The sequence below is a fragment of the Micromonospora sp. I033 genome, from assembly GCF_053890995.1.
The window spans coordinates 1-23,699 of record NZ_JBSSLX010000076.1 but is presented as its reverse complement, the minus strand read 5'-3'; the positions used below and the strand labels follow the sequence as shown (position 1 = coordinate 23,699).

Genomic DNA, 23,699 nt, shown 5'->3' with positions numbered 1-23,699 from the left:
CCGGGTGTCGCTGGAGGCGGCGAACGAGGCCGGCGCCTACGTGTCCACGAGGTCCGCCGAGGGCGTCCTGGTGACCGCCGGCCCCGGCAGCGCGGGCGCGGTGCGCCGGGAGGCGACCTTCGAGATGGTCGAGGGCCTGGCGAATGCCCGGTGCTACTCCTTCCGGTACGCCGACGGCCGCTACCTGCGGCACTCCAGCTGGCGGCTGCGGCTCGACCGCAACGTGGGCACGCCCCTGTTCCTCGGCGACGCCACCTTCTGCGCGCGGCCCGGCACCCGGAACGGCACGATCGAGCTGGAGTCGGCTAACTATCCCGGCTGGTTCCTGCGGCACCGCGACGACCAGCTCTGGGTCGACCAGTCCGACGGCACGGCGGCGTTCCGGGCCGACAGCGCCTTCCGGGTCCGCCCGCCGCTGGCCGGCTGACCGCGGCCGGATACGCGGTACCCGCCGACCGGTGGCGGGCGGGGCAACGGGCCGCCTCGGCCGGTCCGGGACCGGCCGAGGCGGCGAGCCGGTGTTACCGGAGGGCCCACCGCTGGTTGGCGGCGGCGGTGCAGGTCCAGAGGATGACGGTGGTGCCGTTGGCGGTGGCGGCGCCGTTGACGTCGAGGCAGAGGCCGGACTGCTGGGACCGGATCGTGCCGTCGGCGTTGCGGGTCCAGCGCTGGTTGGTGCCGCCGTTGCAGTCCCAGATCTCCGCCTTGGTGCCCGCGGTGGCGTTCAGCGGGGCGTCCAGGCACTTGCCGAGGGCTTGGAGAGTGTCGCCGTTGGCGGTCCAGCGCTGGTTGGCGGCACCGTTGCAGTCCCAGATGATCGGTTGGGTGCCGTTGGCGGTGTTGCTCTGGGGAACGTCGAGGCACCGGCCGGACGCGGCGCTGACCAGCGCGCCGCTGGTCGTCGGTGGCGGGGTGGTGGTGCCGCCGCCGCTGACCCGGTAGACGACGGTGCCGTGGCCGGGGACGCTGGCCGAGATGGCGCCGCCGGTGGTGCCGGTGGTGCCGGTCCACGCGTCGAGCAGGGTGAACGAACTGCCGGTCTTGCCCACGGCGGCGGCGGTCGTGGAGATCGTCGTGGTGGTGCCGCCCTGGTTGAACAGGGCCACGGCCACGTCGCCGTTCGCCAGCCGCTTGGCCAGCACGCGCCGGGTGCCGTCGAACGAGACCTGGGTGGCCTGCAGGCCGAGGGCATCCTGGTTGATCGCGACGAGGTGGCGATTGGTCAGGATGCTCCGGGTGGCCGATGTCATGCTCCGCACGTCGTTGCCGGCGATCAGGGGCGCCGCCAGCACCGCCCACATGGCGAAGTGGCTGCGCATCTCGGTGTCGGTCATGCCACCTCGGCCGACCTCCATCATGTCGGGGTCGTTGAAGGCGCCGGGACGCGCGTAGCCGGCCAGCGGCACGGTCACGTTGATGATGTTCTGGATGCCCATCGGGTAACCGTTGGTCTGCCCGGTGTCCCAGGCGTTGGTGATGTCCTCGGTGGTGCGCCACATGTTCGCCACGTCGCCCCAGTCGCGCTGGGGACCGGTCTTGGCGTGGATGCTGTTCGGGTTGATGCTGTAGACGATCGGGCGGCCGGTCGCGGCGAGCGCGTCACGCATCTTGGCGAAGGTGGCCACCTGCTGGTCGATGGTGCCGTTCGGTGAGCACCAGTCGTACTTGAGGAAGTCCACGCCCCAGGCGGCGAACTGCCGGGCGTCCTGCGCCTCGTGCCCCTGGCTGCCGGTGGCCCCCGGATAGCTGCCGAAGTACTGCGCGCAGGTCCGGTCGACCGGCACCTGGTAGAGACCGAACTTCAGTCCCTTGCCGTGCAGGTAGTCGCCGAGCGCCTTCATTCCGCTCGGGAAGCGGCCCGGGTCGCCCTGGAGGTTCCCCGCGCCGTCGCGGTTCGGGTTGAACCAGCAGTCGTCCACCACGACGTACTGGTAACCGGCGTCGCGCATGCCGCTGGAGACGATGGCGTCGGCGGCCTGCCGGATCAGCGTCTCGTTGATGTTGCAGCCGAACGAGTTCCAGCTGTTCCAGCCCATCGGTGGGGTGCGCGCCACCCCGTTGTCGAGGGCGAGTGAGGGGGCGGGACGTAGCCCGACCAGGGCGCCGGCCAGCAGCAGCGCGGCGGCGAGGGCGGTGCCCCATCGGGAGGCGAGGTGTCTCATCGGTTCTCCTTCGCGCGGCGGTACGCCGCAACAGGTGGTGGTCCGCCGACGCTCCGGCGGTCGCGGTGGATCGGCGGCGTGGGCGTGCCGAGGGTCAGCTCTGCAGCGAGGCGTCGTCGACGGAGAAGCCGTCGGTTCCCGACGTCGTCTCCACGTAGAAGGTGGCGGCGGAGAGCGTTCCGCTCCACGACACCGCAGCGGTGCCGGTCAGCTTCGTCCAGCCGTCGGGGTTCACCGCGGTGGCCGGGGTCAGCGAGACGTAGCTCGTGGCACCGTTCGCGGTCAGCGCCAGGGTCGCCTTCGCGGTCGGCGTCCCGCTCCGGCTCCGTACCCAGACGGTGGTGGTGTAGCTCCTGCCGTTGGTGAGCTTCGAGGTCACGTCCTGGCTGGGGCCGTTCCAGGACGCCGTACGGCCGGTCACCGCCAGCGACGCCGCCCCGCCGTGGGCGACCGCGGTGTCCGCCGAGAGGGTCCCGCTGCCCATGACTCCCCAGCCGGACGTGCCGCTCTCCCCGTCGCCGTTGGCCAGCAGGTTCCCGCCCCCGGCGGCGGTGCCGAACTGCCACCAGTTGACGTTGAAGAGGTTGCCGCTGCCGCCGGTGAACCGCAGGTACAGGTCGTGGGTGCCGGCGGCGCCGGTGACGGCGCAGGAGGCGTTCGCCCAGGTCTGCCAGCCGCCGGTGCCCGGGACCGGGCACCGTCCCACCACCGGACCGGCGGTGCCGTCGAGGCGGAGCTCGATGGTGCCGCCGCTGGTCGCCGAGGCCACCCGCGCGGTGAACGAACTTGCCCCGCTACCGAAGGCGACCCCCTTGACCTTGATGTAGTCGCCGTTCTCGATCCAGCCGACGTCCATCCCGCCCTCGCTGGCCGGCTCGGTCTCGATGCCGGAGCCCCAGGCGATCGTCTCGGCCTCCTGCCGGGTGTACGGGTTGAGGGTGCCGACCTGGGGTGCGCCGGTGGTGGTCATGGTGATGGTGGGGATCGAGCCGTCGGCGTTGTAGGAGAACTTTTCGACCGCGACCGAGCGGGTGAAGCCGCCGCCGCCCGGCAGCGCGCCGTTGTGGTAGAAGAAGTACGATCCGCCGTTGAAGTCGACGATGCCGGGGTGATTGGTGAAGCTGCTGCCCTGGGTCGGCATGACCGTCCCGCGGTAGGTCCACGGCCCGGTGGGGCCCGGGGCGGTCGAGTAGCCGATGAACTCCGAGCAGCACTTCGCCGCGAAGACGTTGTAGTACAGGCCGTTGCGCTTGTAGACCCACGGGCCTTCCTCGTACAGGGTCGGCCGGTTCGGGTCGCCGGTGCGGGTGCCGAACCCGGCGGTGGTGAGCGGGATCTTCGTCGGGCCGCCCGAGTAGGAGATCATGTCGGCGTTGAGCTTCATGTACCAGAGGTTCGGGTTGCCCCAGTACAGGTAGGCCTGCCCGTCGCTGTCGACGAGGACCGTCGGGTCGATCTCGCCGTTGGAAACCAGCGGCCGGCCGATCGCGTCGCGGAAGGGGCCAGTCGGGCTGTCGGCCACCGCCACGCCGATGCCCATCGCGCCGGTCGCCCGCACGGTCATCGGCACGTACCAGTAGAACTTGCCGTTCCGCGCGACGACCTGACCGGCCCAGGCGTCGGCGCTGGCCCAGCTGAAGCTGGCGAGGCTGAGCGGGGACCCGTGGTCGGTCCAGTTCACCATGTCGGCGGACGACCACACCCGCCACTCCTTCATCGTGAACCAGGTCGAGCCGTCCTCGTCGTGACCGGTGTACAGGTACACCCGGCCGTTGTGGACCAGCGGAGCCGGATCGGCGGTGTAGATGTGCTGGATGATCGGGTTGTCCGCCCGGGCCGTGCCCGGGACGAGGACGGCGGCGCAGAGCAGCGTCACCACCCCGGCGACGAGCCGCCGGACGCCGAGCGTGCGGGAAGGTCGAGGGAGCACCTTCATGTCTGCCTCCAAGGGCTGCGTTTTGTTGTCTGATCGCGGGGGGAGTCAGAACTGGGCGAAGAACCGCCACACCTCGCCCTTGGTCCAGGTCGTGACGCCGCTCTCGGCGTAGGTCCCGTCCACCGGGCCGGGCAGGTGCCCGTTGTCGAAGGCGGCCCACTGCACCGGGTAACCGGCGCGGCAGCCGGCATAGGCGGTGGTGATGTGGGTGCGGCTGCCGGCCGCCGGCTCGGGCGGGCTCTGCGGCGTGCAGCCGTTGTTCCGGACGAACGTGTCGCGCAGCGCCCGTCCCTGGGCGATGGGCAGCACGGTGTCGCCGATCCCGTGCAGTCCGAAGTAGGCGATGGGCTGGGTGCCGCCGCTGCACCCGCTGATCTGCGCTCCGCTGAACACCGCGACAGCCCGGAAGACGTTCGCGCGGGCGCACGCCAGCGCGTAGCTCATGCCGCCGCCCCAGCTGAACCCGAGGGCGAAGAGCTGCCGGGTGTTGACGCAGAGAGCACCCTCGATCTGCCGGACCATGTCGTCGACGAAGGTGACATCCTCGCCGCCCGAGTTGGCCCAGCCGTTGCCGAGGCCCTGCGGCGCGACCAGGATCGCGCTGTTGTTCGACTGCTCCAGCTGGCCGTAGTAGGACCAGGCGGCGCCGCTCGTACCGCCGGAGTCGACCTCGGCGGCGGTGCCGCCGCGCCAGTGGAACGCGAAGATCAGCCGGTACGGGCGGTTGCCGTCGTAGTTGCCCGGGAGCCGGAGGAGGTAGGTGCGGCTCTTGCCACCGCTCTGGATCGAGTGGGTGCCGTTCGCCAGCCCGGGGGTCCTGCCGCAGCCTCCGCCGGTGCCGCCCCCGGTCGGGACCACGACCAGCCGCCACTGCTGGTTGGCGCCGTTCCAGTCGGCGTACTGCACGATGTTGGCGCCGTCGGTGGTCGCGGCGCCCTGCACCTCGACCGCCTTGCCGCTGTTGCGGTTGATGAGGCGGACGTGTCCGTCGGCGGAGTCGGCCAGCCGGAACTGCTGGTTGGCGCCGTTGTGATCGGTCCACTGCACGACGGGCGCGCCGTCGGCCGTGGCGGCGTTGGAGACGTCTAGGACCTTGCCGGAGTTGCGGGACCGGAGGCGGTAGTAGCCGCCACCGGAGTCGACGAACTGCCACTGCTGGTTGGCGCCGTCGTTGCGGGTCCACTGGGTGATCCGGCCGCCGTCGGCGGTCGCCGCTCCGTAGACGTCGAGGGCCTTGCCGCTGTTCCGGTTGACCAGCACGTAGGTGGCGTTGGTGTCCACCGTGGCCGCCGAGGCGGGCGTGGGGTGCACCGTGACGAGCGCGCCGGTCGCGAGGAGTGCCGCCATCCCGGTGGCCAGTCGCGACCGCCAACGATGTCCGGTCCGATCCGGAGCCTGGTCGTTCATGGACTACTCCTTTCCAGCCGGGCCACGCCGAGGGGACCGATCCGCGCCACGGGGGCGCGGCGGCACGGGGTGGCGCCGGCACGTCGAGATGACCTGCCACGGATGCAGGTGGAACGGCTCGCTGCCGTCAGGGGCGGTCCGCTGAGCCGAGGAACAGGTGACGCCTCGGCTCAGCGGGCGCTGGGGTCGCCCGGCTCCCAGCCCTCCGCGCGGCCCGGCAGCAACGATGTTAGCGATAACAGCTGTGCGGACGCAATTAGACACGTCTATTTCAATGATTGGCGCCTGCCGAACGAGGAGAACAATTTACGGGCCGGAAAACTGTTATGCGCCACGTTGCCTGATCGTCACCGGCCGGCCCGACCCGTGCACTCACGTGCCGGGTACAGGACACTCGCTGGACGACTTATCCGAGGGATGTAGCTGGGACCCTTTAGGAGCCGAGCGGCCCCGGCCGGCGAAGAACGCGCCGGTCGGGCGACCAGTGGCTGGGGCTGTTCCAGGCCGACAGGCCCGCCGATAGCAACCTTTCGGGCCGTCGATCATGCCGTCCACATGCGTGGGTGCGATCAGGTGTCGCCGGGCGTGACGAGGCCGGTCTCGTAGGCCAGGACGACCGCCTGCGCACGGTCGCGGAGGGCGAGCTTGGCGAAGATCCGCGCCACGTGGGTCTTCACCGTCGCCTCGCTCAGGGTCAGCGCCTGGGCCAGTTCGGTGTTGGAGAGACCGCGGCCGACGAGCGCCAGCACTTCCAGTTCGCGGGGCGTCAGCGCGGCGAGATCACGGTGGATGGCACGCTTCGGTCCGTCGCCGGCCAGTTGGTCCGCGCTGGCGAAGCGCTGGACGAGCCGCCGGGTGATCGAGGGCGCGAGAAGTGCGTCGCCGGTGTCGACGAGGCGCACCGCCGCGGCGAGGTGGTCCGCGGTGACGTCCTTGAGAAGGAATCCGCTCGCGCCGAGCGCCAGAGCAGCGTAGACGTACCGGTCGAGGTCGAACGTGGTGAGCATGAGCACCCGGCAGCGGGAGCTGTGGCCCAGGATGCGTCGCGTTGCCTCGAGCCCGTCCATCACCGGCATGCGGATGTCCATGAGCACGACGTCGGGACGCAGCCGCCGCTCGGCCGCGACCGCCTCGACGCCGTCGGCGGCCTCGCCGACCACGTCGATGCCGCGGGCGACCAGGATCAGCCGGAAGCCGGTACGGATCAGCTCCTGGTCGTCGGCGATGAGCACGCGGGGGGATGCCGGCGACGTGGACCCGGGCGGGCTGGACGGGCCGGGCTGCGCCTTCACGGGTGCTCCACCGGGATGCGGGCGCGGACCCGGAACCCGCCGCCGAGCCGTCGGCGGGCGTCGAGATCGCCACCGTAGACCGCAACGCGCTGTCGCAGCCCCAGCAATCCCCGGCCGGCGCCGTCTCCGCGGCGCGGTGCAGGCCGGTCGCCCGTCAGCACGCTGGGACCCGTGGTGAGCACCTCCACCCGCAGCGAGTGCCCGGCGTAGCGGATCGTCACCTCCGCCTTTCCTCCGGCGCCGTGCTTCAGCGCGTTCGTCAGCGCCTCCTGCACGATTCGGTACGCGGTAACGTCGATCCCGGACGGCAGCGGCCGCGGCTCACCGGAGATGCGCACCTCCACCGGCAGACCGGCGAACGCAATTCGGTCGATCAACGGACTGAGCCTGCTGAGGCTGGGCTGCGGCGCCAGATCGGCTCCATCCGTGCCATCGTCGCCGTCCGCCGCGGGCGCCAGCAGGCCGAGCAGGTGCCGCAGTTCGGTCATCGTGGTCCGTCCGGCGCCTTCCACTGCCGACAGCGCTGCCGCGGCCTCGTCGGGCATGGCCGCGAGTACCTCGCGTGCGGCACAGGCCTGCACGATCATGAGGCTCACGTTGTGGCTGACGATGTCGTGCAGTTCCCGGGCGATACGGGCACGTTCGGCGTCAACGGCGGTCCGGGCCACGCTCTCCCGCTCCCGCTCGAGGAGCCAGCCTCGCTCCTCCAGCGCCCGGCGGTGCCGGCGTCGCGCGCGGACGAGTGTGACACCGAGCCATGCCGCGGTCGCGCAGGCGGCGACGAGCGCGCCGGCCAGCCACACCGCCCCTGATCTCACCCACGAAGTTTCGCAGACCCGGACCGGTGCCACATCATCCCCGGTTTGCAGCCGGTACATCCCTGGGATGACAGCTCCGACGGATTACATCCCGGGCCCGATGACCGGGCGCTACCGGCGGCCATAACGTGCTGCCATGACCACTGACACCTGCGTTGTGCGGCTGGACAACGTCTGCAAAGAGTACGGCGACACGACCGCCCTAGACGGCGTGTCGCTCGAGATCCGTACCGGCGAGGCGGTGGCGGTGATGGGCCCGTCGGGCTGCGGCAAGTCCACCATGCTGAACATGATCGCCGGGCTGGACCGGCCGACATCAGGGTCGGTGCGCGTCCACGACGAGGAGCTGAGCCGCCTGAACGAAACGAAGCTGGCGCTGTTCCGGCGGCACCGGATCGGCATGATCTTCCAGTTCTTCAATCTGCTTGACGACCTACCGGCGATAGACAACGTGACTCTCGCCGCCCAGCTGACCGGTACCAAGGCCGGCCCGGCACGCAAGCGGGCCATGGAACTGCTCGACGAGCTCGGCATCGCCGACCGGCGCAACGCGTATCCGGCGGCCCTGAGCGGCGGCGAGCGCCAGCGCGTCGCGGTGGCCCGGGCCCTTGTGAACCGTCCGGAGCTGCTGCTGGCCGACGAGCCGACCGGCGCCCTGGACAGCCGCTCCGGCGAGCAGGTGATGGATCTGCTGCTGGACCTCAATCAGATCGGGCAGACCCTGCTCATCGTTACCCACGACGAGCGACTCGCGACGCGGTGCGCGAGCCGCGTGGTCGAACTGGCCGACGGCCGGATCACCCGCGAACGCAGTCTGGAACGCGCATGAGTGCCGTGTGGCGGGCGTCGCGGTCCGCGGTCCGGCGACGCCGGGTGCAGACGTTCGTCATCGGCTTGGTCGTGCTGCTCTCCACCACGACGATCGTCGTGGCGCTGGCGCTGCTCGAGGCGTCCTCGGCGCCCTTCGACCGCGCCTTCGCCAGGCAGCAGGGCCCACACGCGATCGCCGTGTACGACCCGGCCAAGGTCACCGATGTGCAGCTCACCGGCCAGCGAACCGGCGTGGCAGCCGCGGCGGGACCGTTCGGGCAGGTAACGCTCGACCTTACCGAGGGCGGCGGGCCGGGCCCACGGGGTCCGCTGACCGTCGTGGGGCGCGCCGACCAGGACGGCTCGGTGGACCGTCTCAACCTCTGGCAGGGGCGCTGGCCCACGGCACCCGGCGAGATCGTCCTCAACCAGCCCGAACCCGGCGCCGACTCGAGGGGATTTCCGCCGGACAGCGGAGAGGTGACCCTCGGCGGCAAGCGGTACACCGTCGTCGGCCGGGCCCACAGTCTCAGCCAGACCGCCGACGCATGGGTGTCACCGGAACAGATGACCGCGCTGCACCCCACGTCGGTTCAGATGCTCTACAGGTTCACCGGTGACGTGTCTACGAAGTCCGCGGTCCACGCCGACCTGGCCGCCGTCACGGCCGGCCTGCCAGCGGGCGCGCTGATCGCCGCGCAGCCGTACCTCGTCGTCAAGGAGAAGGTCGCCTCGGACATCGGCGTGTACGTGCCGTTCCTCGCCACGTTCGGCGTGCTCGGACTGATCGTCGCGGTCGTCATCGTGGGCAACGTGGTCAGCGGCGCAGTCGTCTCCAGCTTCCGGCACATCGGGATCCTCAAGGCGCTCGGATTCACACCGCGCCAGGTTGTCGCCGTCTACCTCGTCATGGTGTCGGTACCCGCCCTCATCGGCTGTGTCCTTGGCACCGTCGCCGGCACCCTCGCCGCCCAGCCGCTGCTGAGCGACGGGTTCGCGGGCCTCGGACTCGACGTTGGCATCAACGTCGGCGTCTGGATCTGGGTCGCCGGGCTGATCGGCGTGCCGACACTCGTCGCCCTGGCGGCGTTCGTGCCCGCCGTCCGGGCACACCGACTGTCAGCCGCCGAGGCGATCAGCGCCGGCAGCTCCCCACGGACCGGGCATGGGACGCGAATCCAGCGCCGGCTCGCCAGTGTCCGGCTGTCGCGTCCGGTCACCCTGGGGCTGGGCCTGCCGTTCGCGCGACCGGGCCGGACCGTCTTCACCGTCGTGGCCGTCCTGCTCGGAGTGACCACCGTGACGTTCGCGACCGGGCTGGCCGACACGCTGACCCGGATCTCCACGATCGAAGACCGGGCCTCGGGACAGATCGGGGTCCGGCCGTCCGACGGCCGGACGCGGATCGCCCCTGAAGGTCAGCTGCCGCCCACGGGGCCGCAGGCCACCACCACTCGGACCGACGCCCAGGTCGAGCAGCTGCTGCGCGGGCTGCCGGACGTCGCCCGGGTCACCCCCGTCTTCAGACTGCCAGTCCCCACCATCGGGCAGACCCAGCCGCTGACCGTCAACTTCGTCCGCGGTGACTACTCGTCGATGGGCTACCAGGATGAGCTCACCGCCGGACGCTGGATGACACGGGTGCACGAGACAGTCGTGCCGTCGGGACTCATGCGTGAGCGCGGACTGAACGTCGGGGACAACCTCACCCTGGAGCTCGGCGGACGGCGGACGGTGCTGACCGTGATCGGCGAGACGATGGACGGCCCGGCCGGACCGCCCGGCATGTTCGTGGACTGGCGCGTCCTCACCGAACTCGCGCCGGACCGCGCCGTCAAACCACACGAGGTGTACTACCAGGTCCAGCTCAAGCGTGGCGGCGATGTCGCGGAGTACGTCGCCGCGGTCAAGGCGGCCGACCCGGCGATCGACGCGTGGGACACCTCCCAGCCCAGCGACTTCGCGGTGACCGTGATCGGCTTCTCGTCGGTGCTCTCGCTGCTGCTGTCCACCGTCGCGGCCCTCGGCGTCTTCAACACGGTCGTGCTCAATGTCAGGGAACGCCGCCGCGACCTCGGCATGCTCAAGTCGATCGGGATGACGCCACGCCAGGTCGTCACGATGGTGCTGACGTCGATGGCCGTCGTCGGCGCGGCTGGCGGTGTGCTCGGCATCCCCCTGGGGATCGTTGCGCACCGGTACATCGTGCCGACCGCCGCCGACGCGGCCCAGGTCGCCATCCCACACTCGGTGCTGGAGGTGTGGCAGGCGCCGACGCTCGCGCTCATGGCCCTCGCCGGCGTCGTGATCGCAATCCTCGGTGCACTGGTCCCGGCCCGCGGCGCGGCCCGGCTCACGATCGCCGAGGTGCTCCACAACGAGTGAGCCGTCGGGTCGGGGCCTCCGGAGGCGACACCGCAGGCCCCGAGCCGACAGGGCCGAAAGCGGGCAGTGGACTCTTCTAATGGGTTCTGGCAGCCTGCTGCGGCAGGATGGCTCCGGTAGCGGCTGGCGGGTCAGCACTCTTCTCTTCAGGCCTTCAAGGTCTTGCGGCAGACCGTGCGCCCGCTGGTCCTGAGGAGGCTGGACAGCTGATTGGATGACGTGCCCCGGATGTTCGTGGTGAGTACTTGGCCATTAGATCGCTGAGGTCTCTTCCACGCTGTCATGGGCGACACTGTCCATCGAGGAAGGTGGCGAGATGCTGTATTTGGGAGACGACTGGGCCGAGGACCACCACGACGTTGAGCTGAGCACTACCTGAGTCGACCCGGCCTCGGTGTGGTCCTCAGCGCCCGGATCCTCGGCGAATTCGGCGACGACCCCCACCGCTTCACCGACGCCAAAGCCCGCAAGAACTACGCCGGCACCTCCCCGATCACCCGCGCATCCGGCACACACACCATCGTGCTGGCCCGTTACGCCCGCAACCGACGACTCGCCGACGCCGTGCACCAATGGGCGTTCTGCGCCCTGAAAGGCTCACCCGGCGCCGCGCCTACTACGACGCCCTCCGCGCCCGCGGCACCGGCCATCAAGCCGCCCTACGCCAACTCGGCAACCGCCTCGTCGGCGTCCTGCACGGCTGCCTCAAAACCAATACGACCTACGACGAGGCAACCGCCTGGGCACATCTCCAGCCCATTTCTTGACAACCTCAGCACATGGGATGTCTGCCGCGATCCGCGCGCTACGTAGCGTCACGCCGAGCTGGCCTGTTCGCCGTCAAGACGCGCCGAGAACCGTGCCGCTCGCACGCCAGGTTGGGACTATCTCGCTAACGGTGTTTCCGGCGGTCTTCTAGTAGGTCTCAGCGGCCGGGAGGCGGTCGCTGAAGGTGATGGCGAAGGCGTTTAGGGCGGGTTTCCAGCGCATCGTCCATCGGGTCCTGCCGGTCCCGGTCGGGTCCAGGGACCGGGTCACGAGATAGAGGCACTTTAGCGCCGCCTGCTCGTTGGGGAAGTGGCCGCGGGCTGCCCTCGCCGGCCGCCGTGGCCGCCCGTACCCGGCGGTTGCCGGATCGGCCGACCGGCCGCGCCTGCCCGCGCGCCAGCACCGGGTGGGCTGGCTGCTGCGCGTCAATCGGCTGTACGGGCCGAGCGAACGGTGGCTGCGGTCGGCGGCCTTGCCGAGGCGTTCCAGGGCGGCTGCTGGGCCGAGCAGGCCAGCATCTACCAGATCAGAAAGCACGCGAACAGCACAATGGCGAGCACTGCCGCGATCGGCTCCCCGTTCCGACGACCGGCCGATGGCGGCATCGGGTCGGGCACGTTTAGCTGATTACCGCCGGCTGAACCCGGTGAGGGAGCTGGACCGAAAGCCTGTCGATGGCGTGGTGGTGGTCGACATGTTGGCGATTCGTGGCGGTGCCGCCTTCGACGGGGTCAGTCCCGTCCTGGTCGAGCGGCCCCTGGTGCTTGTCGACGACGGGCGGGTCGTCGACGTGCAGGCCGGTGGTGCGCCACCGCCAGGCGCCGAGGTGATCGACCTGGGCGGCGCGACGCTGCTGCCCGGCCTTGTCGACGCCCACGTGCATCTGGCCTTCGACGCCAGCGCGGACCCGGTCGGTGCCCTGGAGAGGCTGTCGGACGAGGAACTGCTCGCCCGCATGCGCACCGCGGCGCGCACCTGCCTGGCGGCGGGTATCACGACCGTACGGGACCTGGGCGACCGGTCCTATCTGGCGGTGCGGCTCCGCGATGAGTTGGCTGCCGAGCCCGCTGGCGGTCCGCAGATAGTCGCGGCCGGCCCGCCCGTCACCACGAGCCGGGGCCACTGCTGGTTCCTCGGTGGCGCGGCGGACGGGGTCGACGGCGTCCGGGACGCGGTACGTGTCCGCGCCGAGCGGGGCGTCGATGTGATCAAGGTGATGGCGACCGGCGGCGAGATGACACCCGGCACGCGTTCGCACGAGGTGCAGTACGGGCCGGACGAGTTGCGCGCGGCCGTCGAGGAGGCTAACCGCCATGGGTTGCCCGTGGCGGTGCACGCCCATGGCGTGTCGGGAATCGAGCACGCCGTCGCCGCGGGCGTCGACACGATCGAGCACTGCTCTTTCATGACGGTCGACGGTGTGGATTCACGCCCGGACCTGATCGACGCGATCGCTCGGGCTGGCATCGTCGTCTCAGCGACCCTCGGGTTCGTTCCCGGATCTGCTCCCCCGCCGCGGATAGCCGCCCGGGTCGACGGGTTCATGGCCAACCTGCGCCGGATGCGGGAAGCCGGCGTCACGGTGGTGTTGGGCAGCGACGCCGGCATCGGGCCGCCGAAGCCGCACGATGTCCTCCCGTACGGCGCCGCGATGTTGGTCGACTGCGGGTTCCCGCCGGTCGCGGCGCTGCGCGCGGTGACCTCGCTGGCCGCGCAGGCGTGCCGGGTCGGCGAGCGCAAGGGGCGGCTGGCGCCCGGCTTCGACGCCGACCTGCTCGCCGTGGAAGGCGACCCCCTCGCCGACATCACCGCTGTCCGCGCCGTCACGGCCGTGTTCCGCGCCGGCCATCGAGTGCGCTGACATCGGCCGGGGGCCTCAAGACAGCGACGACCGGTAGAGGACCTCCACCAACACGCTTGCCTGGCAGGTGGGATCGAATGTCGCCGCAGGGCCGTGCATGCCTGAGCTGCGGCGCCACCCGGACGGTCCTGCGGCACGTTGGCGTCCCCGTTCCGCGAGGACCACTGGGGCGGATCTGGCGCCGCGATGTCGTGTTACCGGTCGGAGATCCTCGCCCATGGTCGTCGGTCGGGGCTGTAAGACGTACGGTGTGACTCCGGATCAAGGAGATGCACCTGGTGTTCGAAGGATCGATGACCACCGTGGATAGTGCCGCGGTGGCGAAAACGGGGCGGGACATCGGGTGAAGGGTTGATCGCGCGATGCGCGGGGAGACGGTTCCGGCGCTTGCCGACGTCCTCTCGAACTTCGTGCCGTCCGTGTCTGCCTGGCGCTTGAGCTGTCGGGTTCGCTAACCCGACAGTTGCGGTGACGGGCGCGTTAAGGGTCGAGGTTGCTGTCCACCAGGCGGGTCAGGAAGGCCTCGACAGCGTCGATCTCGTCGGCTGACAGCTGCCTGCCAAAGTGCTTCACAACCTCTCGCAGGTGGGACCTGGAGGCCCGTTGGTAGAGGTCGTGGCCGGTCGGGGTCAGAACGGCGTAGACGACACGGCGGTCGGCGGGATCGCGTTCCCGCCTCAGTAGTTCGGCGTCGCACAGCCGGTCGAGCAGTCGGGTGACGCCGCCGGTCGTGAACAGCACCGCCTCCGCGGTTGATCGTCTGCTGCGCGCCGACAGCGCCGGTCAGTGGCGGGCGCAGGACGGTGGCACTCCGCCGCCGGCGGCCAGCGCGGACTGAGGCGCGCCGAGTCGCGGAATGACGGATTGCGGGTACATCCAAGAGGCTCCGCCTTTGTCATCAGCTTGTGGCCTGCCTGCCACATGCGAGCATCTAGTCCGTAAATTCCCCAGACCATGTCTAGGCCGCCCGACGCCGTTCGCCGTCTCCGGCAGACGTACCTCATCCGGTCGCATCCTGTCATTGAGCTGGGCGAACGTCAGCCGAGGCAGGGAAGAGCGGACAGCTTCGGCACGTGTTCGGCACAGCGGCGTCCCACACGGCAGGCGCGCTGCTCTGCGGCAACCATGATCCGGTAGGTAGTCTCCGCTCATGTTCGCGCTGCCTCTCGCCCCACGTTCATGGCGACTCCGCGCGTTCATGACGACTCCGCGCCGCAGCGGCTGTCGCCGCCGTTCTCGCGGGCTGCCTCGCGGTCCCGTTGGCTGGGCGCGCTGTCAAGACGGCAGAAGCGGACCGGGGTGAGGCGACCCCTGCTGCTGCCGCGAACGCCTACCTTCTGACGGTATTCAGCGGCTGCTCTGATGGCAAGCCGGGTATCGCCGCTGCCTGTACCACGACCGAGAATCGGAGCTCTTGGCGGAGTCCTCGCGCCAAGGTTGCCTCAGTGGATCCCAAAATGCAAGGTGGAATCTGGATATCCCATTCGAAGGAGGATTAAGTGACGAAAGTTAATTCGAAGGTTCTAGGGTTGATTATGGGCGTATTATTCATCCCATTATCCAATGATTGGATGCACAGACGGCGGAGAGTCAGGCGGGGAAACAAGTATTTTCGAAATCGCCAACACTGAAGAGGTTGTCGGCAAAAAGGGCGAAGAGGCGTTGACGCTCAGGAAGCACTATATGATTCTGAATCCACCAGAAGACTTGATGGATTTGAGAGATTTAGTTGAAGGATACGTCAAGGACCCTCCAGTCGAAAGCGAAAGCAAATTCATTCATTTGTCTTTCTACAGGGAAAGTGGTGACTTGCCAAGAGACTGGCAGCCTGATGAAAGTTACATGAATACAGATCGACTAGAACATCACAGAAACGATCTGATTGCATCGATCACTTGGTCCGATGCCCAACCGCAAAAAGACTACGATGTTTTATAATAAGAGTAAGGAAGGAAAAATCCAGAAGCGGATGCGCTTCATTGAGGATCGGCCTGTTGAGTGAGTGCGCCAGACCGCCCCAGCGGCTCTCATTCAAGCCTAGGACCCGCACCGGTTCGGCTCCACGTGCCTCCTGCACCGCCCCCGTCGGGGTACATCAGGGGCAACCACCTCACGGCCATCGGGTACACCGATCCGTAGTTCCGCTGGCGTGGACACCTGCGTGTTAGAGAGTTCCGCCGTTCGCGTCCGAGGCGCCGATGCGTCCGTGGGCCCGTGTCGACCGCCGCATCGGGCACGCACCGGGCACGCCGACTCCGCCCAGGACATCGACCTGCACCTGTGGATTCGCCAGCAAGGTGGCTTGCCGACGGTCCGATGAAGCAGGTCGCGAGCCTCGGCCGGCCGATCGAGGGTAGTGACCGTGAAATCAGCTGCCCCTCTTCTTGCTGTACGGCTAGCAGGAACGATCATCTGCTCCCGGCTAGTCCTCGGCCTATCTCGGGCGCAGTCTAGATTGCGGCATTTGCCGCCCCCACAACTCACCATCAAGGCGATAGGCTGCGCGCACCGATTGGAAGGAGGCCTAGGTTGAACAAACTGTTCAGCTTGAAGAAGCCGCGCGCGGCAATCATTGCCGCAGTCATTGCCCCGGTCGCGATGTTGCTCGCACTATTCCCCGCGCCGGCGTCGGCGGCGACTCCGAAACCGAGCGGCGCCTCCACGGTGCAGGGGTGTTCTACGCCTATTTGGGCGGCTGCCAACTCTTCCTTCGTCAGCGCAAATCTGACTTTGCCCCCCGACTACCCGCTGCAGGCCCGCGCTCCATCTCAGGGGTCTTGGGAAACTTTCTCGCTCGTGCCGGTCAACGGCAAGTACGCTATCTACTCGTATGCCGCCAATCGGTACGTGACGGCCAACATCAGTGGGGCGGGCAATGGCGCGCTGCAGGCCAAGGCCAACAGCGTCGGGGCGTGGGAGTTGTTCACCATCAACCTTTGGGACGATACCCTCTACTACATAAAGGCCTCGGCTAACGGCAAGTACGTAACTGCCAATGTTAGTGGGACGGGCAATGGCGCGCTGCAGGCGAAGGCCGACGGCGTGGGATCATGGGAGTTGTTCGACTTCAACTTGTGTGCGTTCTCGTAATGTTCCTGCCAGACTAACCGTCCCCTGCATCGAAGAAGTTGAAGGTTTCATCCCGTCCGGCGGCGGCCCACTGCCCTAGGGGAGCGGGCCGCCGCTCGGCCCGCCAGATGAGACGGACCTTGACACAGGTTCGGAGGCTGGCGGGTCGGCGGTGGTCTGCTCGACGAGCTGGGCGGCAAGGTAGAGCGCCAGCGACACCGGAGCGCGGTCGTACTCAGCTCGCAGCTCCCGCCGCCGGGTCTGGCAGGGTCACTCCCCCGGCACAACCGCCGCACGTCCAGGCCGGGACCGCCACGTCGTCTACGAGCCGGGGATGGCGATGCCCGCCGTCGGGCGCCGTCGAGGACCGCGCTTGCGCGACCGCCGCCTGAGCAACCGCTCCCCTGCCCTTCGCCATCCTTTGCGGACGGGAGGCGGACCGCAACCCTCCTGAGCATCTGTGACCGATTGCGCGGCTACGGGACCGGCAACCTGGGCCTACGATCCTGCGCATGAACGTGTCGCGGGTGCCCTGCTTTCCTGCCCCGGTAGTGCCGGGCCTGAGCGTCAAGGCTGGCGTCTCCCGTCATGCGTCAGGTGACCTGACCGGCCTGAGGACTAGAAGAAGATCGTGGATGGCAGGTCGGCCGGGCGTGCGCCTGGTCAGCCCGTCCGCTGCTGTCGGGCAGCGTCAACGTTTGCGGGTCGTCTTGGCTGTACGAATGGCTGTAGCGGCACTGGCAGCTGATCCCTATGGTTCACGATCATGGATGCCACACTTGCCGCCGTTCTCTTCTACGCCCTGAGCGTCTTCGTTCTTTACTGGGTGATCCGTCTAGCGGTCCTGCACGCGATCGAAGCAGCCGACAAACACCGTCGGGGTGGAGCGTGACGGTCGCGTCTGGAAGCCAGGCGGGCGGTCGAACCTCGGCCACACTGCTCCCATCCCCCGAATAGGTGCGACAACTACGTCGCCCGGCCGGGGTCAATGGTGGCCGCAGGCCATCGGCATGCTGACGCGAAGCGTCCTCGCCGGACGGGTGGCGTATGGCGTAGCGGCGCCGGTTCCTGCTGGAGAAGTACCCTCAGCTTCTGGACGAGGAACCAGTCGAAGCCTTCGTGGTTGACGACACGGACGACCCGAACGACGTAGTCGACGACGGGTTCAGCGTGCTCGACGAGCTCGCTGTGTCTCCGTCGGCGGCCGGCAGGCATGACGGGCGGTCGAGGCTCTGGCTTGGCGATAAATTTCGCCTGTGACCTTGCCTGTCTTCTATGCGCGCCCGGAGTCCGTGGGCGGAATACTCAGCGTTCCGCCTGCCCTGGCCAGCTGGGACACGGCTGGGTCACCTGGCCAGGTTCGCTTCGCCGCGTTTGCCGCCGACGTGCTGGCGGTCGTCGCCCCGAAGTTGCCCGTCACTCCGGGTCCGCTCGCCCTGCGCGTGGATATCGGGCTGCCGGACCTCGTGCCCCTGCTCGGCTCAACGACCTCGACAACTACCTGTTCCGCTCGTCCCGAAGCTGACCAAGGGCACCGGGCGGCAGTTCGTCTCGGTGTGGGCGACCAAGAAGCATGCAGGTACTTCCTCGGTCGCGGTGTGCCAGACGCACACTGTCCAGGATCCCGGCGGGGTGTACTCGCTGCTGGTCCGCACCACTGCGTCAGCTAGTACCGCGCCTGGCCGAACCTCTGGAAGGCCACGATCGACTCGCTCGGCTCATTCTTGGGACGTGACGCCGGTGCCCGCGAGTGGAACGCACGCGATGGCCGCATCACAGACCTCGGACTGCACTGCGTCACCGACCCCTCCGCGGGCAACCAGGTCACCATCGCGATCCGAGCCTGCCAAGTCGGCACGCAAGCGTCCCGCTGACGAAACGCCGATGCCGCCGCACGACCTGGGCTCGGCACAGCGATCAACGGTCAGGCAGGCGATGCCGTAAGGCCACAGGCACGGGCTTAGCGCACGGTGTGCGGCATGACAGTGCGTTCCGGTGGGGGTTGGATGGGCCGGTGCGGGTCGGTGCGCCGCGATGGGGGTGAGTCCTACTCGGTCGGTGTGGTGGGCGATTGGGCGTTGGCGGGGATGGGTGGAAGTCGGCGCAGTGCGCGGATGGCGCGTCGGGCGAGCGGTAGGGCCATCGTCAGGACGGCGATGACTTCCGCTGCTGCGATTGTGAGGAGTGTGGTGCGTTGTGCCTGGTCGATGTAGTCAGGCAGGGTGACGATTCGTAGGGCGAGGGTGGTCGCGGCGAGCAGGGTGAGCGCCAGTGACCACGGCAGCGCGCGAGCTGGCTGCCTGGGTGCCCGCGCGGATAGGTGCACCGCGATGGCGGCGGCGACCATGGCGCAGGCCACGCCAGTCCAGTCCAGCAGCCTCGGTGCCTGGCTGGTGGCCTGGAGGGCGAACAGCGGCAGGGGAACGAGCAGGATGCCGATCGGTATCGCGAGGAGCCAGGGGCGGCGCGACACCGGTGGGGCGTCGCGGTGAAACACCGCCATGGCGAGTACCAGGACGACGTCGGTGAGCCGCAGCGCCCAGGGCGTCACGGATAGCGGTACATCACTGGCGGCCTGCTCCACGGCGGCCTCCTCAATGTTCGTATCGCCGGACGTCACCGTCCTGCCGCAGGTGCAATCGATCGCCGACAAGAGTGCCCTGGTCGTCAGCGCCTGCTTCATCCTCGCGATCATCGCCGTGGGCGTCGCTGCAATGGTCGGCGGCTCGGTCGAGGTTCGCTACGGCATCAAGGAGCCACTCCCCCGGCTTGTCGTCGGGTTCGTCCTGTCCGCGTTCGCGGTCCCGCTGACCGGTGTGCTCATCGACATCGCCAACGCCCTGACGGTGTCGATCGCCGCCCGTCCGCGCCGACCACCGAGGCGGTCACTTTCGTGCGGGCTCGCATCGCTTCGGCGATGACGGACGAGGGCTCCGCCCTGCTGATGGCCGTCATCGGGCTGCTCATCGTCGTGTTGATGTTCATGCTCGTCGGCACCTGGCTCGCACATATCGGGGTGCTGGTCGTCCTGGCCGGGGTCGCGCCGGTCGCGCTAGCCTGCTACGCCACCCCGTGGACCCAGGGTGCCGCGAAGCTGTGGTGGCGCAGCCTGCTGGGTTGCCAGGCCACACCCACGCTGCAGGCGGTCGCGTTCACGGCGGGCATCAAACTGCTGATCGACCCGGAGTCGAACCTGCCGATCCTGCTCGGCCTACCGGGCTCGGACGCGGTGAACCTCATGCTAGTCATCGTCGTCCGCGCGCCTACGCGGCGCGTGATGCGGTGTGGCGGGATCTGGTTCGCCGCGCTCGCCTGGACGGACCATCCTGGGTCATCGCGGCGGTGGCGATGGCGATGCCCGCGCTGCGCGGGCATGCCGGGCGACTGCACGCGGGGTGGTCCGGTGACGGCGCGGACCTGGACGCGGAGATCCTCACCGGTTTCCTCACCGCCTTGCGCGACCACGTGGACCTGGCCAAGCCGGCCCCGTACGCCGCGTTGTGCATGGCCGCCTGGCGGGCCGGACACGAGATGCTGCGCGGCGCGGGCACCGCGGTGCCGGTGCAGGACCTGGAGCATGTCATCGGCCCGCGCGCGCCGCAAGTCCCCTACGGCCACCCCGACCTTCTGGTTCGGCGGGCCGCCCGGCTCGGTTTGCTGGAGGCCAGTGACCTCGAGCCCTACATCGACCTGCGGCTTGGGGGCAGAGCGATCGAACCGATCGCCGCGCGTCTGGGCATCACCGTCGACGCCCTGCGTAAACGGATGAACGGCATCGACCAGCGCCTCGCTGTCGCCCTCGCCTTGGGACTGCTCAGCGGCGTCGTCTCGGCCGAGGCTCGCGAGTGTCTGCAGCACCAGTCCGCGCACCGCGCGCGGACTCGCGCCGGCCGCGCCAGCGCCGTGCGGAGCGCGCCTCGGGCAGCCGCCTGACCTGCGAGGCTTTCCTCTGCAGCCTGGCGCTTGGCAGGGTCCGGAGGCAGGGCGTCGCGGTCAGGGGCGTACCGTTGCCGCTACTTCACAACCCGGAACCGCAGGTGCGTGACCGCGTCGGAGGCGATCACCTGCGTGCGCTCCAACTCGATGTGGCCCAGGTCGTCCAGCAGTCGGGTTCCGGCGCCCAGCACGACGGGCACCAGGTTGATCTGCAACTCATCCAGCAGCCCGGCGCGCAGGAACTGCCGTCCCGTCTGGGCGCCCATCACGATCACGTCCTTGTCGTCGGCCGCATCCTGGGCGGACTTGAGGGCGGTCTCGATGCCGTCGGTGACGAAGGTGAACGTCGCGCTCTTCATGGCGAGTTCGTCACGGGCCTGGTGGGTGAGTACGAAGGTCGGTGCCGGATAGGGGGTGTCCTGCCAGTGGGGCAGTCCGACGTCGAACGTGCGCTTGCCGACCACGACCGCGCCCACCGAGGCGAACGTGGCAGCGATGACCTCCTTGTCGCGCGGGTCGGGACGGTCGGTGAACATCCATTCGTGTAGCCGCATGCCGCCCTTTCCCATGGGATGTTCCGCGCCGATGTCGGGGCCGGCGACGAAGCCGTCCAACGACATGCTCTTGTACAGCACCACGGTGCCCATCGAGACCTCCTGACGTTGTCTTCAGGGTTGGACCGTCCGGCCTCCCAGAACTCATCGGCGACGCCGGGCCGGTGCCAGATTCAATGGGGCGGAGCACCGAAGATCGCCCGTTACAACGAGACAAGAGCTGGGATCCCCGGGACGGGACACGGGTCACCTCGACTGAGAAAGCCCTCCAGTCGAAGCAGAAGGATTGAGGCAAGAGCAGGTCAGCTGAGAAGGACACCTCACCCGGCCTTCGCCGTCGCCGGCACGTTCAGCCGCACGATGGACACGTCGTGGGTACGTACGGTGACCACGTTGGTGACCGACCCGGTACGGCCGTCGTGCGTCCGGAGGGTCAGTCGGACGGTGTAGTCACCGTCGGCGGCGTACCGGTGCTTGGGGGACACGCTGGTCGACGTCGCACCGTCACCGAAGTCCCAGGTGTACGAGGCGATGCCTACCCCGCCCGGCTCGGTCACGTAGGGACTAAAAATCATGGTGTCGAAGGAGCTGGGGTCCTCCGGGTGGGAGTAGAACACGGCCGTCGGATTCTGCGCGACGTCCAACTGGAAGGTGGTCTGCTCGGCGCTGTCCGCCCCGAGCTGGAACAGGTAGGTGGTGCCGGCCTCGGCCCGGAACGTCAGCTGGGTGTTCTGGAAGAGGGGGCGGCAGGCCACCTGGGTCAGGTCACCTGGTGAGGAGCCGGTGTACACGGCGAGACCGAGGTAATCAAAGTGGCTGTTGGCCGTGACGGAACCGGTGACCGTCGGCGTGTACGAGTACCAGACCGTGCGGGCGGAACTGAAGCAGGAGGTCGGCTCGCCGGCCTCGCTGGTGGCCGAGCTGAGATCCTGGATGTTCGAGTAGGGCAGCGTGCCGACCGGGAGCGCGTCGGCGACGTCGTCGTTCACCGCCGGCTGGATCTCGGCGACGGAGAAGCGCAGCGAGCCGCCACCGGTGCGGCCGTTGCCGCAGCAGAGCGCGACCATGAAGTGGTAGGTCGTACCGGCGGTGGCCGTGAAGCTGACCTGCGACTGCAACCCGCGGGTGTCGTCGTTGCAGCCCAGCGAGGTGTACGAGCCCGGCCCACCCGACCAGGCCGAGAGCACCGTGTCGTAGTCGCTGCCGAACGTGTCGGCCTGAATCCGCATGCTCGTGGGCGGCGTGTAGCTGAACCAGACCGAGCCGTTGTTCGAGCAGGTGGTCGGGTCGGTCGGGCCCGTCGTGGCGCCGGTGGTGTCGACGGTGGTGGTGAAGGGAAGGGTCTCCACCGCGGTGGCGGCGGAGTAGTCGTCGTTCGTCGGCGCGGCGAAGGCGCTGGTCTGCCCCCCCCGGCGAGTAGGGCGATCACTCCTACGAGAGCGACGACGAGTCGTGCGGCATTGCGTCTGACCACTGGATGTCCTCCTAGGGCCCCGTATCCCACATGGATGTGACCGCCCGACGGTAAGGCGTCGGATCCAGCGGCTTCGCTAAAGGAACCTTTAGTTTCGGTTAAGGAGCCCGTCGGTGCCCCCGACAGAAGCGGGCCCGGCGGCCCGACCGGGTGGTCAAACCGCCGGGCCCTCGACAGAGGTACGTCAGATGGGGCGGTTCGGCTCTCTGACCGGGCCGCCTGGGTGCCGTGGTGCAGGTCTCCGGCACCACCTCGATCTGGTCGCCCGGTACTCCGGGTCGGTGGTGCCGGCGGTGCGGTCGACGCTGGCTCCGCGATCAAAAGCTGCGGTAGTGCGAGTGTTCGACGAGCCCGAGCCACCTTCACCCGAAGGCGCAGCGCACAATCGCTGGCGCCCTGGACCGGCTCCGCCTACGCGGCGACAATCGCCTGGCTCGCCGCCGCCAAAACCCTTGCCACAAAAGGGGAACGCCCCTGGCGAGGACATGATGATCGGCTACACCGTACCGGAGATCCACCGACTCATGGTGTCCCTGATCCTCACCGTCGCGCGCTGCCCGCACGCATCTGGGCCTGGTCACACTGGCGCCGCCGACGCCAACACCAAGCCCGCATCACCCACTGCCGCCACCGCGGCTACCCGCCATAACTGCCGTTGCAGTACTAACGCCGTCCGACACCAACCCCGACGCCGAAAGGAACACAGCATGCTCGACAACGACGACAACGAGTTCGGCGAATACGCCCACGAGGAGCTCGTTCAGGGACTCGCGGCGCGCCTGCTCACCAGCGCCGACCTGGATCAGCTCTGCGACGACGCAGATCTGCCTCAGCTCACCCACGATGACGGCACCCCGGTGACCGTCACCTCCGCCCGCGTCTATCGCGACGCCGGCGTCCTGACCCTCGACCGTGGCGTGTGGCTGGAGCTGTCCGATGGCAGCGTCTTCGGCCTGACGGTGAGCATCGCCCGCCGCCCCCGCCACGAGGTCACCCTCCGTCGTAGGTAGGCCCTCGCCGCCGGATCGACTTGATCGATCCGGGTTTGGGTGCGTTCCTTGTCGTCGCCCACCGCCGGTGGCGGCGACACCACCACCCCGGCAGCCCTTCCTGGGCTGCCCTCTGAGCACCTCACGGAGTTGCTGCCGGCCCCTGCCCCGGGGGCTGTCGGCGCCTGCCCGTCTCCGCCGCGCGGACACCGCACCAACTCCCCCGCGCACCCGGAGA

The 23,699-nt window shown here is 68.9% G+C and carries 19 protein-coding genes and 3 pseudogenes; 11 read left to right on the top strand and 11 right to left on the bottom strand.

Translation table 11 applies throughout. The features are described from left to right. Window positions 1–427, top strand: a 427-nt coding sequence (locus tag ACW0Q9_RS15245) for an AbfB domain-containing protein (RefSeq protein WP_456181758.1), incomplete at its 5' end; no start/stop codon positions are given. Window positions 428–521: 94 nt separating this feature from the next. Here ACW0Q9_RS15245 and ACW0Q9_RS15240 read toward each other — a convergent pair. From ACW0Q9_RS15240 to ACW0Q9_RS15220, 5 genes are all read right to left on the bottom strand, one after another. Further along, complete coding sequence (locus ACW0Q9_RS15240) at window positions 522–2,162, bottom strand: glycoside hydrolase family 27 protein (protein ID WP_456181756.1); 1,641 nt, start codon at window positions 2,160–2,162, stop codon at window positions 522–524. A gap of 94 nt (window positions 2,163–2,256) precedes the next feature. Continuing rightward, entirely contained in the window at window positions 2,257–4,098 is a 1,842-nt protein-coding gene (locus ACW0Q9_RS15235; protein WP_456181754.1) for a family 43 glycosylhydrolase, read from the bottom strand. Window positions 4,099–4,143: 45 nt separating this feature from the next. Further along, window positions 4,144–5,505 carry an RICIN domain-containing protein gene (locus tag ACW0Q9_RS15230; protein WP_456181752.1) on the bottom strand — a complete coding sequence of 454 codons (1,362 nt, stop codon included), beginning with the start codon at window positions 5,503–5,505 and terminating at the stop codon, window positions 4,144–4,146. Window positions 5,506–6,074: 569 nt separating this feature from the next. Then, entirely contained in the window at window positions 6,075–6,797 is a 723-nt protein-coding gene (locus ACW0Q9_RS15225; RefSeq protein ID WP_456181750.1) for a response regulator, read from the bottom strand. Beyond that, window positions 6,794–7,675, bottom strand: coding sequence for a sensor histidine kinase (locus tag ACW0Q9_RS15220; protein WP_456181748.1), 882 nt, complete (start codon window positions 7,673–7,675; stop codon window positions 6,794–6,796). The genes ACW0Q9_RS15225 and ACW0Q9_RS15220 overlap by 4 nt, the downstream gene beginning before the upstream one ends. Window positions 7,676–7,751: 76 nt before the next feature. Here ACW0Q9_RS15220 and ACW0Q9_RS15215 point away from each other — a divergent pair, with 76 nt between their 5' ends. The 3 genes and pseudogenes from ACW0Q9_RS15215 to ACW0Q9_RS15205 all read left to right on the top strand — a co-directional run. Then, window positions 7,752–8,444, top strand: a complete 693-nt coding sequence (locus tag ACW0Q9_RS15215) for an ABC transporter ATP-binding protein (protein ID WP_091307647.1) — start codon at window positions 7,752–7,754, stop codon at window positions 8,442–8,444. Between the two features lie 98 nt (window positions 8,445–8,542). Then, entirely contained in the window at window positions 8,543–10,810 is a 2,268-nt protein-coding gene (locus tag ACW0Q9_RS15210) for an ABC transporter permease (protein ID WP_456181745.1), read from the top strand. 363 nt (window positions 10,811–11,173) lie between these two features. Further along, window positions 11,174–11,577: pseudogene (locus ACW0Q9_RS15205) on the top strand (transposase); the annotation flags it as partial. 148 nt (window positions 11,578–11,725) lie between these two features. Here ACW0Q9_RS15205 and ACW0Q9_RS15200 read toward each other — a convergent pair. Further along, window positions 11,726–11,914: pseudogene (locus ACW0Q9_RS15200) on the bottom strand (IS256 family transposase); the annotation flags it as partial. Window positions 11,915–12,031: 117 nt separating this feature from the next. Between ACW0Q9_RS15200 and ACW0Q9_RS15195 the strand changes: the two are divergent. After that, the gene (locus ACW0Q9_RS15195; RefSeq protein WP_456181762.1) at window positions 12,032–12,205 is read left to right on the top strand and encodes a hypothetical protein; all 174 of its coding nucleotides are present in this window, start codon (window positions 12,032–12,034) and stop codon (window positions 12,203–12,205) included. 19 nt (window positions 12,206–12,224) lie between these two features. Next, window positions 12,225–13,439 (top strand): amidohydrolase family protein, encoded by a 1,215-nt coding sequence (locus tag ACW0Q9_RS15190; RefSeq protein ID WP_456181743.1) that lies wholly within the window; start codon window positions 12,225–12,227, stop codon window positions 13,437–13,439. Window positions 13,440–13,919: 480 nt separating this feature from the next. On the opposite strand, the gene ACW0Q9_RS15185 is transcribed toward ACW0Q9_RS15190, so the two are convergent. Then, entirely contained in the window at window positions 13,920–14,180 is a 261-nt protein-coding gene (locus tag ACW0Q9_RS15185) for a MarR family winged helix-turn-helix transcriptional regulator (RefSeq protein ID WP_456181741.1), read from the bottom strand. A gap of 822 nt (window positions 14,181–15,002) precedes the next feature. Here ACW0Q9_RS15185 and ACW0Q9_RS15180 point away from each other — a divergent pair. Together ACW0Q9_RS15180 and ACW0Q9_RS15175 are read left to right on the top strand one after the other, a co-directional pair. Then, a complete protein-coding gene (locus ACW0Q9_RS15180; protein ID WP_456181739.1) occupies window positions 15,003–15,377 on the top strand; it encodes a hypothetical protein in 375 nt (124 codons plus the stop codon). A gap of 591 nt (window positions 15,378–15,968) precedes the next feature. After that, complete coding sequence (locus ACW0Q9_RS15175; protein WP_456181737.1) at window positions 15,969–16,529, top strand: fascin domain-containing protein; 561 nt, start codon at window positions 15,969–15,971, stop codon at window positions 16,527–16,529. A 75-nt stretch (window positions 16,530–16,604) separates the two neighbouring features. Here ACW0Q9_RS15175 and ACW0Q9_RS15170 read toward each other — a convergent pair. Then, window positions 16,605–16,824: pseudogene (locus ACW0Q9_RS15170) on the bottom strand (flavin reductase). Window positions 16,825–18,555: 1,731 nt separating this feature from the next. Next, on the bottom strand, window positions 18,556–19,092 hold the full coding sequence (locus ACW0Q9_RS15165) for a hypothetical protein (RefSeq protein ID WP_456181735.1): 537 nt from the start codon (window positions 19,090–19,092) through the stop codon (window positions 18,556–18,558). Window positions 19,093–19,105: 13 nt separating this feature from the next. Here ACW0Q9_RS15165 and ACW0Q9_RS15160 point away from each other — a divergent pair, with 13 nt between their 5' ends. Together ACW0Q9_RS15160 and ACW0Q9_RS15155 are read left to right on the top strand one after the other, a co-directional pair. Then, a complete protein-coding gene (locus ACW0Q9_RS15160) occupies window positions 19,106–19,429 on the top strand; it encodes a hypothetical protein (RefSeq protein WP_456181733.1) in 324 nt (107 codons plus the stop codon). A gap of 427 nt (window positions 19,430–19,856) precedes the next feature. After that, window positions 19,857–20,441, top strand: a complete 585-nt coding sequence (locus ACW0Q9_RS15155; protein ID WP_456181760.1) for a hypothetical protein — start codon at window positions 19,857–19,859, stop codon at window positions 20,439–20,441. An 80-nt stretch (window positions 20,442–20,521) separates the two neighbouring features. On the opposite strand, the gene ACW0Q9_RS15150 is transcribed toward ACW0Q9_RS15155, so the two are convergent. Further along, entirely contained in the window at window positions 20,522–21,091 is a 570-nt protein-coding gene (locus ACW0Q9_RS15150; protein WP_456181731.1) for a dihydrofolate reductase family protein, read from the bottom strand. 227 nt (window positions 21,092–21,318) lie between these two features. Beyond that, window positions 21,319–22,347 (bottom strand): PKD domain-containing protein, encoded by a 1,029-nt coding sequence (locus ACW0Q9_RS15145; RefSeq protein ID WP_456181729.1) that lies wholly within the window; start codon window positions 22,345–22,347, stop codon window positions 21,319–21,321. 832 nt (window positions 22,348–23,179) lie between these two features. Here ACW0Q9_RS15145 and ACW0Q9_RS15140 point away from each other — a divergent pair. Next, window positions 23,180–23,482, top strand: coding sequence for a hypothetical protein (locus tag ACW0Q9_RS15140; RefSeq protein ID WP_456181727.1), 303 nt, complete (start codon window positions 23,180–23,182; stop codon window positions 23,480–23,482). Window positions 23,483–23,699 lie beyond the last annotated feature (217 nt).

Bases quoted from the DNA above. Each gene is read 5' to 3' on its own strand.
- ACW0Q9_RS15240 (WP_456181756.1), bottom strand. From the start codon at position 2,162: ATGAGACACCTCGCCTCCCGATGGGGCACCGCCCTCGCCGCCGCGCTG.
- ACW0Q9_RS15235 (WP_456181754.1), bottom strand. From the start codon at position 4,098: ATGAAGGTGCTCCCTCGACCTTCCCGCACGCTCGGCGTCCGGCGGCTC.
- ACW0Q9_RS15230 (WP_456181752.1), bottom strand. From the start codon at position 5,505: ATGAACGACCAGGCTCCGGATCGGACCGGACATCGTTGGCGGTCGCGA.
- ACW0Q9_RS15220 (WP_456181748.1), bottom strand. From the start codon at position 7,675: ATGTACCGGCTGCAAACCGGGGATGATGTGGCACCGGTCCGGGTCTGC.
- ACW0Q9_RS15215 (WP_091307647.1), top strand. From the start codon at position 7,752: ATGACCACTGACACCTGCGTTGTGCGGCTGGACAACGTCTGCAAAGAG.
- ACW0Q9_RS15180 (WP_456181739.1), top strand. From the start codon at position 15,003: ATGATTGGATGCACAGACGGCGGAGAGTCAGGCGGGGAAACAAGTATT.
- ACW0Q9_RS15160 (WP_456181733.1), top strand. From the start codon at position 19,106: ATGTTCGTATCGCCGGACGTCACCGTCCTGCCGCAGGTGCAATCGATC.
- ACW0Q9_RS15155 (WP_456181760.1), top strand. From the start codon at position 19,857: ATGGCGATGCCCGCGCTGCGCGGGCATGCCGGGCGACTGCACGCGGGG.
- ACW0Q9_RS15150 (WP_456181731.1), bottom strand. From the start codon at position 21,091: ATGGGCACCGTGGTGCTGTACAAGAGCATGTCGTTGGACGGCTTCGTC.
- ACW0Q9_RS15140 (WP_456181727.1), top strand. From the start codon at position 23,180: ATGCTCGACAACGACGACAACGAGTTCGGCGAATACGCCCACGAGGAG.